The organism is Thermoanaerobacter mathranii subsp. mathranii str. A3, assembly GCF_000092965.1.
Lineage (GTDB): Bacteria > Bacillota > Thermoanaerobacteria > Thermoanaerobacterales > Thermoanaerobacteraceae > Thermoanaerobacter > Thermoanaerobacter thermocopriae.
Genome location: NC_014209.1, coordinates 1,693,080 through 1,711,127, shown reverse-complemented (window position 1 = coordinate 1,711,127; position 18,048 = coordinate 1,693,080). Strand labels below are relative to the sequence as shown.

Annotated in this window: 11 protein-coding genes; 10 read left to right on the top strand and 1 reads right to left on the bottom strand. The window is 31.4% G+C overall.

What is annotated here, in order from left to right; genetic code table 11:
- Positions 1 to 387 precede the first annotated feature (387 nt).
- The 10 genes from TMATH_RS08550 (at position 388) to TMATH_RS08505 (ending at position 16,575) form a co-directional block, all read left to right on the top strand.
- Positions 388 to 1,713 carry an ABC transporter substrate-binding protein gene (locus TMATH_RS08550; protein WP_013150643.1) on the top strand — a complete coding sequence of 442 codons (1,326 nt, stop codon included), beginning with the start codon at positions 388 to 390 and terminating at the stop codon, positions 1,711 to 1,713.
- An 87-nt stretch (positions 1,714 to 1,800) separates the two neighbouring features.
- Positions 1,801 to 2,736 carry a carbohydrate ABC transporter permease gene (locus TMATH_RS08545; RefSeq protein WP_013150642.1) on the top strand — a complete coding sequence of 312 codons (936 nt, stop codon included), beginning with the start codon at positions 1,801 to 1,803 and terminating at the stop codon, positions 2,734 to 2,736.
- The gene (locus TMATH_RS08540) at positions 2,733 to 3,551 is read left to right on the top strand and encodes a carbohydrate ABC transporter permease (RefSeq protein WP_013150641.1); all 819 of its coding nucleotides are present in this window, start codon (positions 2,733 to 2,735) and stop codon (positions 3,549 to 3,551) included. Before TMATH_RS08545 ends, TMATH_RS08540 begins: the two co-directional genes overlap by 4 nt.
- 66 nt (positions 3,552 to 3,617) lie before the next feature.
- A complete protein-coding gene (locus TMATH_RS08535) occupies positions 3,618 to 5,804 on the top strand; it encodes an alpha-galactosidase (RefSeq protein ID WP_013150640.1) in 2,187 nt (728 codons plus the stop codon).
- A 3-nt stretch (positions 5,805 to 5,807) separates the two neighbouring features.
- Positions 5,808 to 8,045: a glycoside hydrolase family 2 TIM barrel-domain containing protein gene (locus TMATH_RS08530; protein WP_013150639.1), complete on the top strand. Its 2,238-nt coding sequence runs from the start codon at positions 5,808 to 5,810 to the stop codon at positions 8,043 to 8,045.
- Between the two features lie 561 nt (positions 8,046 to 8,606).
- Positions 8,607 to 9,500 carry an AraC family transcriptional regulator gene (locus TMATH_RS08525; protein ID WP_012995680.1) on the top strand — a complete coding sequence of 298 codons (894 nt, stop codon included), beginning with the start codon at positions 8,607 to 8,609 and terminating at the stop codon, positions 9,498 to 9,500.
- Positions 9,501 to 9,610: 110 nt separating this feature from the next.
- The gene (locus TMATH_RS08520) at positions 9,611 to 12,772 is read left to right on the top strand and encodes an alpha-mannosidase (RefSeq protein WP_013150638.1); all 3,162 of its coding nucleotides are present in this window, start codon (positions 9,611 to 9,613) and stop codon (positions 12,770 to 12,772) included.
- A 580-nt stretch (positions 12,773 to 13,352) separates the two neighbouring features.
- Positions 13,353 to 14,726, top strand: a complete 1,374-nt coding sequence (locus TMATH_RS08515) for an ABC transporter substrate-binding protein (RefSeq protein ID WP_013150637.1) — start codon at positions 13,353 to 13,355, stop codon at positions 14,724 to 14,726.
- 80 nt (positions 14,727 to 14,806) lie between these two features.
- Positions 14,807 to 15,709: a carbohydrate ABC transporter permease gene (locus tag TMATH_RS08510; RefSeq protein WP_012995677.1), complete on the top strand. Its 903-nt coding sequence runs from the start codon at positions 14,807 to 14,809 to the stop codon at positions 15,707 to 15,709.
- Between the two features lie 23 nt (positions 15,710 to 15,732).
- The gene (locus TMATH_RS08505; protein WP_013150636.1) at positions 15,733 to 16,575 is read left to right on the top strand and encodes a carbohydrate ABC transporter permease; all 843 of its coding nucleotides are present in this window, start codon (positions 15,733 to 15,735) and stop codon (positions 16,573 to 16,575) included.
- Positions 16,576 to 16,874: 299 nt separating this feature from the next.
- Here the strand turns inward: TMATH_RS08505 and TMATH_RS08500 are convergent, their stop codons facing one another.
- The gene (locus TMATH_RS08500) at positions 16,875 to 17,774 is read right to left on the bottom strand and encodes an acetamidase/formamidase family protein (RefSeq protein ID WP_013150635.1); all 900 of its coding nucleotides are present in this window, start codon (positions 17,772 to 17,774) and stop codon (positions 16,875 to 16,877) included.
- Positions 17,775 to 18,048: the final 274 nt, after the last annotated feature.

Genomic DNA, 18,048 nt, shown 5'->3' with positions numbered 1-18,048 from the left:
TTTTGAATTTACGTCGAATATATAATATAGGAGTTAATTAAAATAAAAAATAAACTTGCCTACATAAAAGTAAAAACCTGTCTAATATGCTGATATAATGATATAAATTTTATGTAAAATATACAAAGCAAAATAAAAATGTTTTAAATAAGTCGATAAATCAGGCAGGATTTCCAACGATATGTCAAATATATTATATTAAAATAATTAATAAAGTCTGCTTAGTATTCAATTAACTCAAAAACTCAAAGTTATTGTAATATTTGACAACGTTATCTATGAATCTTATCATTATAAATCTAGTCCAAGATGAAAGGAGGGTGAAACATTTTAAAGACGACTTTATATTAATGTGTGAAGAGAAAATTATCTAAAGGAGGAAAGTTTATGAAAAAGCTCGTTGCTTATGTTATTTCAGTTATATTTCTGTTCACAATTTTATTTACAGGATGTGGAAGCTCAGGCGGCTCGACTTCTTCTAAAAACTCTGATCAACAATCAGATACAGCGACGTCTAGTACAAAAAAGATTACTGTATGGGCATGGGACCCCAATTTTAATATTGCCATAATGAATGATGCAAAAGCAATTTACACTAAAGAACATCCTGATGTGCAAATTGATGTTGTAGAAATGGCAAAAGGTGATTTGGAACAAAAATTAAATACAGTTCTTGCGTCGGGAATTAAAGAAGGTTTACCTGATATAGTGTTAATAGAAGACTATAATGCACAGAAATATCTTCAAGCATATCCAGGTGCATTTGCAGATTTAACAGATAAAATTGATTATAGTAAATTTGCAAAATATAAAGTAGAACTTATGACTCTCAATGGAAGGACGTATGGTGTTCCATTTGATTCAGGGGTTGCTGGATTTTTCTATAGAAGAGATATATTAGAGCAAGCAGGATATAAACCGGAAGATTTAAATAATATAACTTGGGACCAATTCATAGAGATTGGCAAAAGAGTAAAGGAAAAAACAGGGAAATATATGTTTGGCTTTGATCCCGTAGATGGTGGGTTGATGAGAATAATGCTTCAGTCTGCTGGGGAATGGTATTTTGACAAAGAGGGAAAACCTGATTTTACAAATAACCCTGCATTGAAAGAAGCAGTAATAACCTACAAAAACTTATTAGACTCAGGGATAATAAAAAAGGTAAGTGGATGGAATGAATGGGTTGCTGCTTTTAACAAAGGAGATATAGCTGCAGTTGTTACGGGCGTTTGGATTATTGGCTCAATTAAAGCGGAATCAAGCCAAAGTGGAAAATGGGGACTTGCTCCCGTGCCACGTTTAAACATTAGTAGCTCAGTTAATGCTTCTAATCTTGGAGGTTCAAGCTGGTATGTGATTAATAGTTCTAAAAATAAAGATGTCGCAATAGATTTTCTTAAAGAAATATATGCGGGAAATAATGATTTTTACCAAAAAATACTTGTAGAACGAGGAGCATTTGCTACTTATTTGCCTGCTCAGACAGGAAATGCTTACTCTGCACCTGATCCATTTTTCGGTAATCAAAAAATATATTCAGATTTATCGGAATATATGAAAAAAATTCCTCCAGTAAATTATGGTGTATACACATATGAAGCAGATTCAGCAATCATGGGTATAATGCCGGATGTATATTCAGGAAAAATATCTGTGGATGATGCTTTGAAAAAGGCAGAAGAACAATTGAAAAATCAGATTAACCAATAAATAATTACCTAGATTTAAAAATGGAATGAGGAATAGCAATTAGCTTTAATTGCTATTCCTCGGATTAAATAAGGGGTGAAATAATTTATGGTTGGAAATGAAGCACAAACTCCGTTAAAAAGCAAAAATGTTAGCTATGAAAGAATTTTAAACAGATATGGATGGGGCTTCACATTTTTAGCGTTAATATTGCTTATAACTTTTCTATTTTATCCAATAATTTATTCTTTATATCTTTCTACTATGTCTTCTAGAGGCATTGTACAAAAATTTGTTGGATTAAATAATTATTTAAGACTCTTTAATGACCAAATGTTTTTGATAGCTTTGAAAAATACTTTTACGATTTTGATAATACAAGTGCCTATAATGCTTTTTTTAGCATTAGTGCTTGCCACCATTCTTAATGATAAAAGTATTAAATTTCGAGGTGTTTTTAGAACAGGTATATTTTTACCTGCAGTTACTTCACTTGTTGCATATTCTGTTTTATTCAAAATGATGTTTAGCTTGGATGGTTTCATAAATACAAGTTTGATAAATTTACATATAATAAAGGAACCTGTTCCTTGGTTATTGGATCCTTTTTGGGCAAAAGTTACACTTATTATAGCGATGACATGGAGATGGACAGGATATAATATGGTTTTTTACCTATCAGGGCTACAAAATATTCCATATGAGATATATGAATCAGCAGAAATGGATGGAGCAAATAAAATACAGCAATTTTTTTATATAACTATTCCAATGCTTAAACCTATTATTGTTTTCACAACTATCATGTCAACGATAGGAACTTTACAATTATTTGATGAACCTATGAATCTATCAAGTGGTGGTGTAACGGCTTCTAGTATAGGTCCAGGAAATTCGTTACTTACGTTATCTGTGTATATTTATAATCTTGCATTCAAATATATGCCCAATTTTGGATATGCTGCTGCTGTATCTTATGTTATAGTGTTTTTTGCAGCTATACTTACTGTTATTCAATTTAAAGTGGCAGGTGAGAAAAATTGAAATCAAAAAAATTTTTATTCAGAATTATCATATACGCTTTTCTAATTATTATGTTTATAATTTCTGTATTTCCGTTTTACTGGATGATAGTAGGTATGACAAATAGTGCTGTTGATGTGATAAAAGGGAAAATGACTTTTGGCAATCAATTAATTCATAATTTAATTACCCTCAATACCTCATACAATTTAGGTAGGATATTATTAAATTCAATAAAGGTATCAGGTCTAACTGTGATTGGTACTTTAATAGTAGCATCGATGGCAGCATATGGGTTTGAAATATATAGTTCCAAAAACCGCGAAATTGTTTATGGAATAATACTTTTAACAATGATGGTACCATTTGCAGCACTTATGGTTCCTTTATTTAGATTGATTGTGGAACTAAAACTTTTAAATACCCATGCTGGAGTGATTTTGCCAAGTATTGCATCAGTCTTTATAATATTCTTTTTCAGACAAAGTTTTAAATCTTTTCCTAAAGAAATCATAGAGGCAGCACGTGTTGATGGTGCAAGTGAAATAAGGACCTTTTTTTCTATAGTGGTACCGTCGATGAAATCTACTTATGCTGCAGCAGCAATTTTTTCTTTTACAACAAGTTGGAATTCTTATTTATGGCCACTTATAGTGCTTCAAACAGATAATCAAAAAACAATGACTCTTTTGATATCTAATTTGTCATCTGCATATTTTCCTGAATATGGAGTTATTATGACCGCAATTGTGATAGCTACATTACCTACCCTAATTATATTTTTTGCATTACAGAAATATTTCGTGCAAGGTATGACTGGAGCAGTAAAACAATAAAATACTCAATGTTAGAATAGGTCTTGATTTTTTAAGAAAGGAGGGAATGGGTTTTACCCAACCAAAATGGCTATATATTATGATGAAAGAACAAGAACGTTTCACCTTGTAGCAAAGGATACAAGTTATGTAGTATATGTGAGTACTTATGGTCATCTGTTTCATGTTTATTTTGGCAAAAGGATAAAAGATGAAAGTACTATTCATTTAAGTTCTGAAGTAGAAAAAGTATATGTATCAGTTGTGGAGCAAAGGAAAAATTTTTCATTTGAGGTAATGCCACAAGAATATCCTGCGTATGGCAATACTGATTTTAGAAGTCCTGCATATCAAATTCAGCTTGAAAATGGTTCTACTGTTTCTGATCTAAGGTACTTATCTCACAAAATCTATAAAGGTAAGCCTAAATTAGAAGGGCTTCCGGCTACTTATGTTGAAAATGAAGATGAAGCTGATACTCTTGAAATAGAGTTATATGATAAAGTAGCAAATTTAAAAGTAACTTTAATTTACACAGCATTTAGAGATTATGATGTTATCACAAGGTCAGTGAGATTTGAAAACATGGGAAAAGAAGACATAAAATTGTTAAGAGCTTTGTCTATGAATGTTGATTTTAATGATGATAAGTTTGACATGCTTCAATTGTCAGGGGCTTGGGCGAGAGAAAGACATGTTATAAGAAGACCACTTACTCCTGGAGTTCAGTCTATTGAAAGCAGAAGAGGTGCAAGCAGCCATCAGCAAAATCCTTTTATAGCACTTTTAAGGAAAGACGCTGATGAATGGCATGGAGATGTTTATGGATTTAGCCTTGTTTACAGTGGCAATTTCTTGGCACAAGTAGAAGTGGATCAATATAAGATGGCGAGAGTCTCTATGGGAATTAATCCATTTGATTTTTCATGGCTTTTAAAACCAGGTGAAACATTTCAAACACCAGAAGTGGTTATGGTTTATTCGGATAGTGGCTTAAATAAAATGTCAAATACCTATCACAAACTGTACAGAAATAGACTTATGAGAAGTAAATTTAAGGACAAAGAAAGACCAATTCTTATAAACAATTGGGAAGCTACTTATTTTGATTTTACCGAAGAAAAACTTAAAGAACTTGCTAAAGAAGCTAAAGATTTGGGTATTGAATTGTTTGTTCTTGACGATGGATGGTTTGGAAAGAGAAATTCTGACAATTCTTCACTGGGAGATTGGTTTGTAAATAAAGAAAAGATTCCAAGTGGTTTGGATGGTCTTGCAAAAGAGATAAATTCTTTAGGTTTAAAATTTGGATTATGGATGGAACCAGAAATGGTGTCTCCTGATAGTGACCTCTATAGAGAGCATCCCAATTGGTGTATACATGTACCTAATAGGCCGAGAAGTGAAAGCAGAAATCAACTTGTGTTAGACTTGTCGCGCAAAGATGTACAAGATTATATTATAAAAGTAGTGTCAGATATTTTGGAAAGCGCCAACATAAGTTATGTAAAATGGGATATGAATAGAAATATGACAGAGATAGGCTCTGCACTTTTGCCTCCTGAAAGACAAAGAGAAACTGCTCACAGATATATTCTTGGACTTTACAGAATATTAGAAGAAATAACGACAAGGTTTCCTGATGTTTTGTTTGAAAGTTGTGCTGGTGGTGGCGGTCGTTTTGACCCTGGAATGCTTTATTATATGCCCCAGACTTGGACTAGTGATAATACAGATGCAGTTGAAAGACTTAAAATACAGTATGGTACAAGTATAGTTTATCCTCTTATTTCAATGGGAAGCCATGTGTCTGCTGTGCCCAATCACCAAGTTCATAGAATAACTCCTTTAAAGACTCGTCTTGATGTGGCGATATCAGGTAATTTTGGATTTGAGCTTGATTTAACAAAGCTTAGTGAAGAGGAAAAAGACCTTGCTAAAAAATATGTTAAAAAGTACAAAGAGATAAGAAAATTGATTCAATTTGGAGATTTTTACAGATTATTAAGTCCTTTTGAAGGAAATGAAACAGCATGGATGTTTATTAATGAAGAAAAAACTGAATTTGTGGCTTTTTACTTTAAAGTCTTGGCAACTCCTAATGACACGATAAAAAGGATTTATTTAAAGGCTTTAAACCCCGATTACAAATATGCATTGCAAGATACGGGTGAAGTGTATGGTGGTGATGAGCTTATGTATGCAGGCATTGCAATACCACAATTGGAAGGAGATTTTCAAAGTGTTATGATGCATTTTAAAAAGGAGGCGTAAAAGATGGGTAGAGATGTATTGAATTTTAATGTAGATTGGCTATATATTCCTGAAGACTTAAATGATGCATATAAATTTGATTTTGATGAGAGCAATTTTGAAGTTGTTAGTCTTCCTCATGCAAACAAAACATTTCCTCACCACTATTTTAAAGAAGAAGACTACAGGTTTGTTTCATGGTACAGAAAACATTTTAAAGTAGATGAGAGATATAAAGGGAAAAAGGTTTATATTCATTTTGAAGGTGTTATGACTGTTGCGAAGGTTTATGTAAATGGCGAATTTGTAGGAGAACATAAAGGAGGATATACCCCTTTTGAATTTGACATTACAGAATATGTCAAATATGGCGATTTTGAAAATTTAATTGCTGTACAAGTGGATTCAAGAGAACATAAAGATATTCCTCCAGAAGGTCATCTTGTAGATTATATGTTGTTTGGTGGAATATACAGAAATGTATGGCTGAAAATTTTAAATGATACCCATATAAAAGATGTTTATTTTGTTGTAGATAAATTGCAAAATTCTGTTGCGGAAATTTCAATTACTACAACCATCGAAGGTAAAGAGGTAAGGAATGCAAAAATATTGACAGAGGTTATAAATAAAGAAGGTGTTGTGTGTTCATCTTCGGTTACTGATGTTAAAGACATGCAAAAGGAGATTGTACAGCGAATAAAGATGGAGAATCCATTAACTTGGCATCCAGATCATCCGTATTTATATAATGTGTCTGTAAAACTTGTTGCAGAGAATGAAATTTTAGATAATTATACTTTTAAGACAGGAATAAGGACAGTTGAATTTAGAGATGACGGCAAATTTTATATTAATGGTGAACCTTTAAAATTAAGAGGATTAAACAGACATCAGACTTTTCCTTATGTTGGCGGTGCTATGCCGGATAGAGTTCAAAGAAAAGATGCAGATATATTAAAGTATGAATTGGGATTAAATTATGTTAGGACGTCACATTATCCGCAGGCTGTTTCATTTTTGGATAGATGTGATGAGATAGGTTTGTTAGTTTTTGAAGAGATACCTGGATGGCAGCATATAGGCGATGAAAATTGGAAGAACATTGCAAAAGAGAATTTAAAAGAAATGATTTTAAGAGATAGAAATCATCCATGCATATTTATGTGGGGCGTACGAATAAATGAGTCTTTAGATGACCACGATTTTTATAAAGAAATGAATGAAATAGCTCATAAATTAGACAGAAGTAGACCAACAGGTGGTGTTAGATATTTAAGAGATAGTGAAAAGCTAGAGGATGTATTTACATATAACGACTTTATATACAATTTAGAAGGCAAAATACAACTTCCAAATCACAAAAAGTATATGGTAACAGAATATATGGGTCACATGTATCCGACAAAATCTTATGATAACCTTAATCGACTTATTACTCATGCAAGGTTGCATGCTCTTATCCAAGACAAGCAATATGGAATACCAAACATGGCTGGTGCATCAGGCTGGTGTGCATTTGATTATAATACCACAAGTGCTTTTGGTTCAGGAGACAATATATGCTATCATGGAGTCTGTGATATATTTAGGCTTCCAAAATTTGCAGCTCATTTTTACAGAAGCCAGGCTGATCCTCACTTATATGGGCCCTATGTGTTTATAGCTTCGTACTTAATACCATCATTTAGAGAAGAAAACGGTGACAAATTGCTTGTATTTAGCAATTGTGAAGAAATAGAACTTTATATAAACGATAAGTTTGTAATGAAGCAAATGCCTAATAGAGTTGACTTTCCAAGTCTGCCATATCCGCCATTTGAATTTTCATTAAATCAACTGGGAGTTAACTATATGGATATGGCGATAAAAGCTAATGATGTTTCTATTACTGCAGTAGGTTTAATAAATGGTAAAGAAGTAGCAAGGCATACATTAAGGACATATGGAAAGCCCGATAAATTAATTCTCTCTTGTGATGATAATGAGATTATGGCAGATGGCTCCGATTGTACAAGGGTTGTTGTAAGTGTTGTAGATGAAAATGGATCTATTCTTCCTTATGCTAATATACCAGTATCATTTGAAATAGAAGGTGAAGGAAAGCTGATTGGGGAAAATCCATTGGCATTAGAAGCAGGAAGAGGAGCAGTTTATGTAAAATCAACACGAAAGCCGGGAGAAATAATTCTAAAAGCTAAATCTCATTATGTAGCGGAAGAAAGCAGTGTATCTATAAAAACTAATTCAATAGGATATTAACAGAAAGCCCACCCTTTAGGGTGGGTTTTTCAGTATATTAATTCTTTTTTCTAATAAATACTGGGGAATAAAAAATTATCAATAATGAAATAACGATCTTATTTTAAAGGTTCTATAAATAAATGGCAGGATAGATAAAAATTATCCTTAAAAATAGCGCATTTATTCTGAATGCCGGTTTTAATATAATTGACTAACCAATAAAATTTATTAAGAGGTGGTATTACAATAAGTGTACCATATAATATTTTTATAAAAATTTGAAAGCTGAAGATATAATTTGTATGAGAACATATGAAAGATGAAGGAAAAACACAGGATTCCATATAAAAAGGAAATATAGATCCTTTATTATAATATCATATAATGGCAAATAGATCATTTTTTTACGCAATATATCTCTTGAAAGTAATATATTTAAGTGCAATATAGAGGGCAACGAATGGATTAATTACAACTTATTATGAGATCATTTGATAATAATCATGAAAAAGTACTAAAAGGCGAGGTAATGTAGATGTTTTTCAATAATATTTTTGCGTTGGGAGGAGTGAGATTTTTATGAATATGTCTAAGGCTTCAGAAAAATTATCCAAGCTGGATCTTCAAATTAGTATTGATAATTTTGTAATAAATATATTATGGTTTAGAGTAATGTCTTTGGAAGGGGAGTGGGAAATTAGCAGACATACTCATTCTAGTTTTGAATTTCATTTTGTCCCAGTTGGGAGTTCCTTAGTTATTCTTGATGATCATGAATTTATAATTAGAGAAGGTGAATTTTATGTTACAGCACCAGGACTTTATCATGAACAGCGTTCAGCTGGAGAACGATATATAGAGTATAGCATAAATTGCGATTTTGAGAAAGCAGACGATAGTGTTTTTTTTGAGGGAGATGTTATCTTAGAGGTATTAAATTCATCAAAATGTGGTCCTGTAAAAGATCATTATGGTTCAATGAAATATTTTGAATTAGCACTAAAGGAAGCATACCATCAAGAAATAGGATTTTACAATAATATAAAAAGTCTAGCTATAATGATAATAATTATGGCTGTACGTGCAATAGTTTTTGAGAATAGCACATCTTATTTTTATTCTGTACCCAAAAAGCTAGAAGAAACTGATTATAGATTTAATTTAATAAAAAAATTTATTGAAGATAATATTACAAGTGACCTTAGAGTAAATGATATAGCAAATTATATGCATTTAAGTTCAAAGCAAATAAATAGAATTATAAAAGAAAAAACAGGTAAATCTACAAAGGAATTTATAAATTTTATTAAGCTTCAAGAAGCGAAAAGATTACTAAAAAATACTAATATATCAATAAAAGAAATAGCCAATAGCTTAGGTTTTTCTAGTGAATATTATTTTAACCAGTTTTTTAAAAGAGAAGAGGGCTTTCCTCCTGGAATTTATAGAAATAGTATCAAAAAAATATATTAAAATTGTCTGAAAAACTTAAAAGAATGTCTGGGAATTTGATTTTATAAATTTAGAATTTTATTTATAATGTAAACGAGAATATAACAATCTAAAAGGGGAGAGAGTAAAAAATGTACTTTCAACTTGAAAGAATAGAACGGATTTTAAAAGAATTACAAAAATACATTTATTCACATGAAGTTTCTTTAGATATTTATAGGGTAAAAGAATGCGATTATAATTCTTATGAGTTATTAAAAGAAGAAGGTAAAGATTGGAATATATTTAAAAGAGGGGATCGATGGGGAGGGAAAGATAAACACTTTTGGTTTAAGACACAAATAGTTATTCCCGAAAATTTTGAAGGTAAAACAGTAGTATACAAGGTATCAACAGGGAGAGAAGACCAGTGGGATGCATTAAATCCCCAGTTTTTTATCTATGTTGATAAAACATTAATGCAGGGATTGGATATTAATCATAGAGAAATAATATTAAGTGAAAATGCAAAGGTTGGGAAAAAATATGATATAGATCTATATGCTTATGCTGGGATGGTAGAAGGGTACATAGAACTTTATACAGAGATAGCTATTTTAGAAAGAGAAATTGAAAAACTTTATTATAATATAAAAGTGCCATTGGAAGTAATTAAACTGTTAGAAAAAGATAGTTTAGAATATATAAATACCTTAAAATATTTGCAGACAGCTATTAATATTTTAGATCTCCGGAAACCATTTAGTAAAGATTTTTATAATTCTATAAATAAAGCCAATGAGTATTTAGAAAGGGAGTTTTACGGAAAATATTGCGGACACGATGATGTAATCGAGATATGCGTTGGACATACGCATATTGATGTTGCTTGGTTATGGACGTTGTCACAGACAAGAGAAAAAGTAGCAAGGAGCTTTTCAACTGTTTTAAACCTTATGAAACAATATCCGGAATATATATTTATCTCGAGTCAACCACAATTATATAAGTTTGTAAGAGGAGATCATCCAGAAATATATGAAGAAATAAAGAAAAGAATAAAAGAAGGAAGATGGGAAGCAGAAGGTTCGATGTGGGTAGAAGCAGATACAAATCTTACATCAGGAGAATCACTTGTCAGACAAATCATATTTGGAAAACGATTTTTCAAAAAAGAATTTGGAGTAGACAACAAAATATTATGGTTACCTGATGTATTTGGTTACAGTGCTGCTTTACCACAAATTCTTAAAAAAAGTGGAATAGACTATTTTATGACAACTAAAATTAGTTGGAACGAATACAACAAAATGCCTTATGATACCTTTATGTGGAGAGGAATAGATGGAACAGAAATACTAACACATTTTATAACAACTACTGATTATGTAAAAGGAGAAGCTAAAGGATGGTTTACCACATATAATGGCTTTTTAAATCCTTCACAGGTAATGGGTTGTTGGCAGAGATATCAACAAAAAGGTATAAATAATTATGTCTTAAATAGTTACGGCTATGGGGATGGTGGTGGTGGCCCTACTAAAGAGATGCTGGAAATTGGAAAGAGACTTGCAAAAGGTATACCAGGTGTACCAAAAGTAAGAATGGGGAAAGCAATAGACTTTTTTAAACAGTTAGAGAAAAATGTAAAAGATAATCCTAGGCTTCCAAAATGGGTAGGAGAACTGTACTTAGAATATCATAGGGGAACGTATACTTCTATGGCAAGAAACAAAAAATACAATAGAAAAATAGAATTTTTGAATTTAGATTCTGAGCTTTTTTCTACCATGAACATGATTTTACGAGGAAAAGAATATCCTCAAAGTGAAATTAATAAAAATTGGGAAATTACTTTACTTAATCAATTTCACGATATACTTCCCGGCTCTTCAATAAAAGAAGTCTATGAAGAATCAAAAAAACAGTATGAAGAAATTAATGCTAGAGGGAAAAATATAATAAATTCTGCCTTAGATAGTATATGTTCTAATATTAATTTAAAAAATATTTCTTTAGTTGTATTTAATCAACTCAGTTTTGAAAGATCAGATATAGTTGAATTTGAATTACCTGAGAGTTGGTCTGACGTTTTAGTGTATGATGGAGAAAAATTAATAACTTCACAGAAAGTCGAAAGTAACAAAATAATATTTTTTGCAAAAAATGTTCCATCAAAGGGGTATAAAGTATATACATTAAAGGAAACAGAAAATTTATCTCAGACAAGTAGTGAAATTAAAATAAATGAAAGAGAAATGGAAAATAAATTCTTCAATATTAAATTTGATGACAATGGTAATATTATTTCTATCTATGACAAATTAAACGAAAGAGAAGTACTTAAAAGTAATCAGAAAGGTAATGTACTCCAAGCTTTTGAGGACAAACCTATTAACTTTGATGCCTGGGATATTAATATTTATTATCAAGAGAAAATGTGGGAAATTAATAATGTAGAAAAGATTGAAGTTTTGGAAATAGGGCCTGTGAGAGGAGCACTTAAAATAAAGAAGAATTTTTTAGATTCAACTATTGAACAAGTTATATATTTATATAATGATATACCGAGAATAGATTTTTATAATAAGATAGATTGGAAAGAAAAACAAATATTACTCAAAGTTGCTTTTCCAGTTGATGTACACGCAGATAAAGCAACTTATGAAATACAATTTGGAAATATAGAAAGACCAACGCATTGGAACACGAGTTGGGATTATGCGCGTTTCGAAGTTCCTGCACATAAATGGGCCGATTTATCTGAAGGAGGATATGGAGTAAGTTTATTAAATGATAGTAAATATGGGTACGACATTAAAGATTCAGTGATGAGACTTACGCTTCTTAAATCTGCGATTTATCCCAATGAGGATGTAGATAGAGAAGTCCATGAATTTGTATATTCTTTATATCCTCATAAAGGCGATTGGAAAGTTGGGGATACTGTGAAAATGGCATATAATTTAAATTGTCCAATGTATGCTAAAATTGAAGAGCCACATGATGGTGGTTTGCCAGAAAAATTTTCTTTACTTAATGTAGATAAAGAAAATGTGATAGTCGAAACTGTAAAAAAAGCAGAAGAAAGTGATGACATTATTGTAAGATTATATGAATATCAAAACAAAAGAGAAAAAGTTACCTTAACTTTATTTAAGGAAATAAAAGATATAATTGAATGTGATCTTATGGAAAATGAAATAAACAAAATAAATTTCGAAGGGAATAGCTTTAAATTTGAAATAAAACCATATGAAATTAAAACATTTAAAATAATATTTTATATGACTACTATTTTTTTATATATTTAATATTTTCAAGAGATTACAGCCATAACATGAAAATGTCCTAAAAACTTAAAATAATGTCCTGGATTAGAATTTTATAAATTTTATGGTTTAGTTATAATAATAAACAGGAATAAAAACATATCTGAGTTTAACTATCTACCCTTTATTTAAACCTTATTTACTATTAAACGGCTGTCAGAAAACTATTCCAAAAAAAAGTATTTCCGTTAATTACCATTGATAGTAAACACCGAGAATGTTTTCTTTAAATTTTAAAAAAGAAAATATATACATAAAGTTTTATTATAAGGAATTATAAAACCGTTTTAGTAAATATTAATTGCAAAAAGCGGAAATCCAATTTTAGTTCAGCAGTAATAGAGACGTGTAAGAGGAGAGGGGGATATTGTAAAGGACATGGCTATACATTAAAAAATAGTTAAGATAAAAGTCATCCGCGTTTTTAAGACTTGCTTTCAAAGGAGTCTCCTATTCTTTCATGAAAAGAAGGGGATTCCTTTGAAAAATAAATGATAGAACCACTTAAATATTTTTGTGGTTCTATAATAGCAAATAAATTGAAAAAAGGAGGATAAATGTTGTGGGTAAAACAAAAAAATATATTTCAGTGATGCTAGTTATTACTTTTGTTCTCACAATACTATTTTCGGGGTGTAGACAAAAAACTTCCCAGATGACTGAAGAAACTTCACCTTCTCAAACGAATTCTTCACAAAAGAAGATTGAAGTAGTTTTCTGGCATAATATGAATGCACTGACTGATAGACAATCTATTGAGGATGCAGTTCAGACGTTTAACAAAGAACATCCGAGCATTGAAGTAAAAGCAGTATTAGTTCCTGGTACAGAAACAGATGCAACGAAATTAATGACAGCTGTTGCAGCGGGGGAAGGACCTGATGTCTATTATCTTGATAGGTTTACGGTAGCACAAAGAGCTCATGCAGGTATTTTAGAACCATTGGAAGATTATTTAAAGGAGCTTGGTACAAATATTGATGAATTAAAGAATAAATTTTTTGATTTTGCAATTGAAGAATCAACTTATAAAGGAAAACTTTATGCACTTCCATGGGATACTGATGCTAGAGTTTTATATTATAATAAGAAATTATTTAAAGAGGCAGGATTAGATCCGGAAAAGCCACCACAAACTATAGCGGAACTTGATGAATATGCTAAAAGACTTACAAAAATACAGAGAGGTAAAATCCTGCAAATAGGTTTTATTCCTTGGCGTGGTCAAGGATGGCCTTACACTTGGGGTTGGGTATTTGGAGGAAAATTTTATGATCCTGAAAACAAAAAATTTACTTTTGCAGATGATCCTAAGATTTTAGATGCATTAGAATGGGAGAAGACATATGCTGTTGAATATGGAATAAAAAATATTGATTCTTTCTTTGCTGCTTTTGGTCAAGGAGGAGCAGGAGCAGAACCTGTCGACCCATTTATAATGGGAAAAGAAGCTATGAGAATAGATGGTAATTGGCTTTTGAGCACTTTGAGAAAATTTGCAGATCCTAAGGTTTGCGAATGGGGAATAGCTCCTATACCATATCCTGATGGGGGAGAAAAAGGATCAACTTGGGCAGGAGGTTGGAGCTTAGTCATTCCGAAAGGTGCAAAACATCCAAAAGAAGCAGCTGAATTTATTCAGTGGATGGCTACAAAAGGTGCTATAAAATATGCTAAAGATACTGCTCATTTCTCTGCAATTAAAGAGGGGACTTTGAGGGTTGTAGAAGAAGATCCAGACCAGAATTTGTTTTATGAACTTTTAAATGGCCCAAATGCTCACAGTCGACCTGTTATTCCGATAGGAGCACTTGTTTGGGATGAGTTAGTAAATGCGTGGAATGATGCACTTTATGGTAAGAAAACACCTCGACAAACTTTAAAAGATGCGCAGGAGAAAGTTCAGAAAGAACTTGATAAAGCTCTGAGTGAATAAAAAGTCATATTCTAAAAGACTAACCTTGCCCTTTTCAAAGGGCAAGGTTAGGCAAATAAATTTGTGGGAGGCTTACGATAATGTTTAAATCGAAAAAATTATCTCTCGAAATGAGAAATAACGTAAACGGGCTATTGTTTGCTTTACCGTGGATAATAGGTTTCTTAATTTTTACATTTTATCCTATAGTTGCTTCTTTCTATTACAGTTTTACTAAATATAATGTTGCAACTAAGCCTAAATGGATAGGTTTAGAAAATTATACTAGTATATTCAAAGATGAATTGTTTTTAAAAGCTTTTTATAATACTGGGTATTATGTTGCGGGATTAGTTCCACTTGGGCTTATTGTTGGTTTAATATTAGCGTTATTATTAGTACAACCATTGAAAGAAAAATATTTATACAGGGCCTTGATTTATCTACCTAGCATTGTTCCGGTTTACGCTCTTGCTGTAATTTCATTAGTTTTTTTTAATCCCTATTTTGGACTTGTAAATGGTTTTTTATCGATTTTTGGGGCAAATGGGCCGATGTGGTTATCTGATGAAAACTGGGTTAAATTTACTATTGTACTTCTTTCGCAATGGGGAGCAGGCGGGACTGCTTTAATATTTATGGCAGCAATAAATGATATACCAAAAGATTTATACGAAGCTGCTATGCTCGATGGTGCCAATGGGTGGCAAACTTTTTGGAAGATAACATTGCCGCTTATGTCGCCTGCTATTCTTTATTACTTAATTACTGCTACAATAGGAGCGGTTCAGATTTTTGATTTGCCTCAAATAATGACTGGTGGAGGACCTGCTAATGCTTCTCTCTCTTATATAATGTATTTATATAGGCAGGGGTTTAGATATTTGAATATAGGAACAGCTTCTGCAATGGCGTGGATATTATTTATCCTAACAATTATTCTTACTATTTTAATATTTAAAACTTCGGCAAGATGGACTTTTTACGGTGGAAATGAAAAATAATTAAAAGGAGGACTTCAATAAAAATGTTTAGTAATTCAAAAATAAAAAAAATATTTAATACCAATATGACAAGATTATTATTGATATTAGTAACATTTATATACATGCTTCCACTTCTTTGGATGGTAACAACATCTTTAAAAGCGAATCAAGATCTTTATGCGTCTCCACCAAAGATAATATCTATTCCTCCCGCTTTTGAAAATTACCAAAAAGCAACAGAATACTTTCCTTTTTGGAAATATTTTAAAAATAGTGTAATAATTACTGTTGGAGTAATAGTTGGTACTCTTTTCTCTTCACCGTTAGTTGCTTACAGTTTTTCTAAAATTAATTGGAAAGGACGAGATATACTTTTTTACATTATGTTGTCAACAATAATGCTGCCATTTGCAGTTACTATGATACCTCAATTTATAATTTTTAAAAAACTTGGCTGGATAAACACTTTCTTACCTCTCATAGTTCCTAGCTTTTTTGGAAATCCTCTAAGTATTTTTCTTATAAGGCAGTTTTTTATAACAATTCCTGATTCACTTATGGATGCGGCAAGAATCGATGGAGCTTCTGAATTACAAATTTATACAAAGATAATGCTACCACTTGCTAAACCTGTTTTATTTTTAATAACCTTGTTTACTTTTATAGGTGCATGGAATAATTATTTGGGACCTTTGATATATTTAACTGATGAAAGTAAATATCCTCTTGCACTTGGGCTTCCTCAGTTTCTAGACAGGTATGGTACTTATTGGAATTGGATGATGGCGGCAGCTACTATTTCAGTAGTACCAACTATTATTTTCTTTGCATTTGCTCAGAAATATTTAATAGAAGGAATAAAATTAACAGGTTTGAAAGAGTGAGAAAGGAAAAGAGGAAGGTTTAAAAGTAGAGGTCCGGAATTTATGATGTATGTGTATCGTTTAAGGAGTTAAAATCAAATCTACGCCAATATAAATAAAATAATCAGTAGGGAGTGTCAATAAGAGAAGTGGTAGAAAAGACAGAAGATTCTTTGGAAAATATTGCTTTATGGGAAATAAAAGGAGTATTTTATCCTTACCATTTGAGATTGGCAACATTTTTTACCATTATAAATCTATTTAAATTCAACCACCATAAAGAATTTAGGATGGTGATTAAGATCATCACAACATAGACTTCAAAATACTATCCCATAACTTTCCAATACCCAATTTGGCAAACTAAAGCGCACAGTTTTAAGTGGATCTACTACTTGTGAAATCTGCACATTTCCTGCTATGCTAAATAGTGTAGCTATTTCTTCTATTGATAATTTAGTAAAGCTTTGGAATAGCTTTGCCATATCATGAACTGATATCTTTACTGCTTTATCTAAAGACTCATCTGATGCTATTGTTGCTGTTACATCTTTTGTTTTTACCATTGGGTTAGAAAGTTTGAAGTTCTTCAAAACTCTAAATTCCACTGTAACAGAACCTGCCACTTCTACACCTGATACTCCTACTTCTCCATCTCCCATTGCAGCATGTAAGTCTCCCAAAGCGAACAATGCACCTTCTACGAATACTGGCAAGTAAAGTTTTGCACCCTCACCAATAAGTATTGTGTCCATATTTCCACCATGAGAACCTGGTGTTCCACAGTTTATATTACCTTCTTTTGGTGAAACCCCTATTACTCCTATCATAGGTTTAATTGGCAGAGAAACTTTTTCGTCAAAAATAACTTTCCCATCTTTTATATCAACTACTTTGGAATACAGTCCCTCCATTAAATCTCCCAATACCCCTAAATCTTTACCTGTTGCTACTACTCCTTTATTCGCTATTTCAATTTTTTTAATTGTAACTTCCAAGACATCTCCTTCTTTTGCACCCTCAACATAAATAGGACCTGTTGCGGGGTTTACCTTGTTCCAATCCATTGATTCAAGTCTATCGTTGTTCGATTTAATTTGATTGGAAAAGCAGTCTAATGTTTCAACCTCTATCTCATCGCTTTCTTTTACAAATAATACAGGTATATTATCTTTTGTAAAACTAAATATGTGATTTTCACTTGATATTTTGTAATGCATTTGTACAACTCTCCTTTCGTTTGCTCTTATTACTTTTTCAAAAACATTTTATTTTCTAATTAAGAATATTATACATCCTCAGAAACTTATTTTTAAAGTCGAAAGTTTTTAAATAATTTCTGTAAAAGCTAAAAAAATGGGAAATTAAGATTCAAAAAGAGACTAGCCTTTAAAATGAAAAAAACTGTAAGTTGTTATAAGGGTTAATTGGTCTTTTAATAAAGCTTAGGAAATAGCGTTTTATATGATATAATTTAGTAAAATAAAGATATTA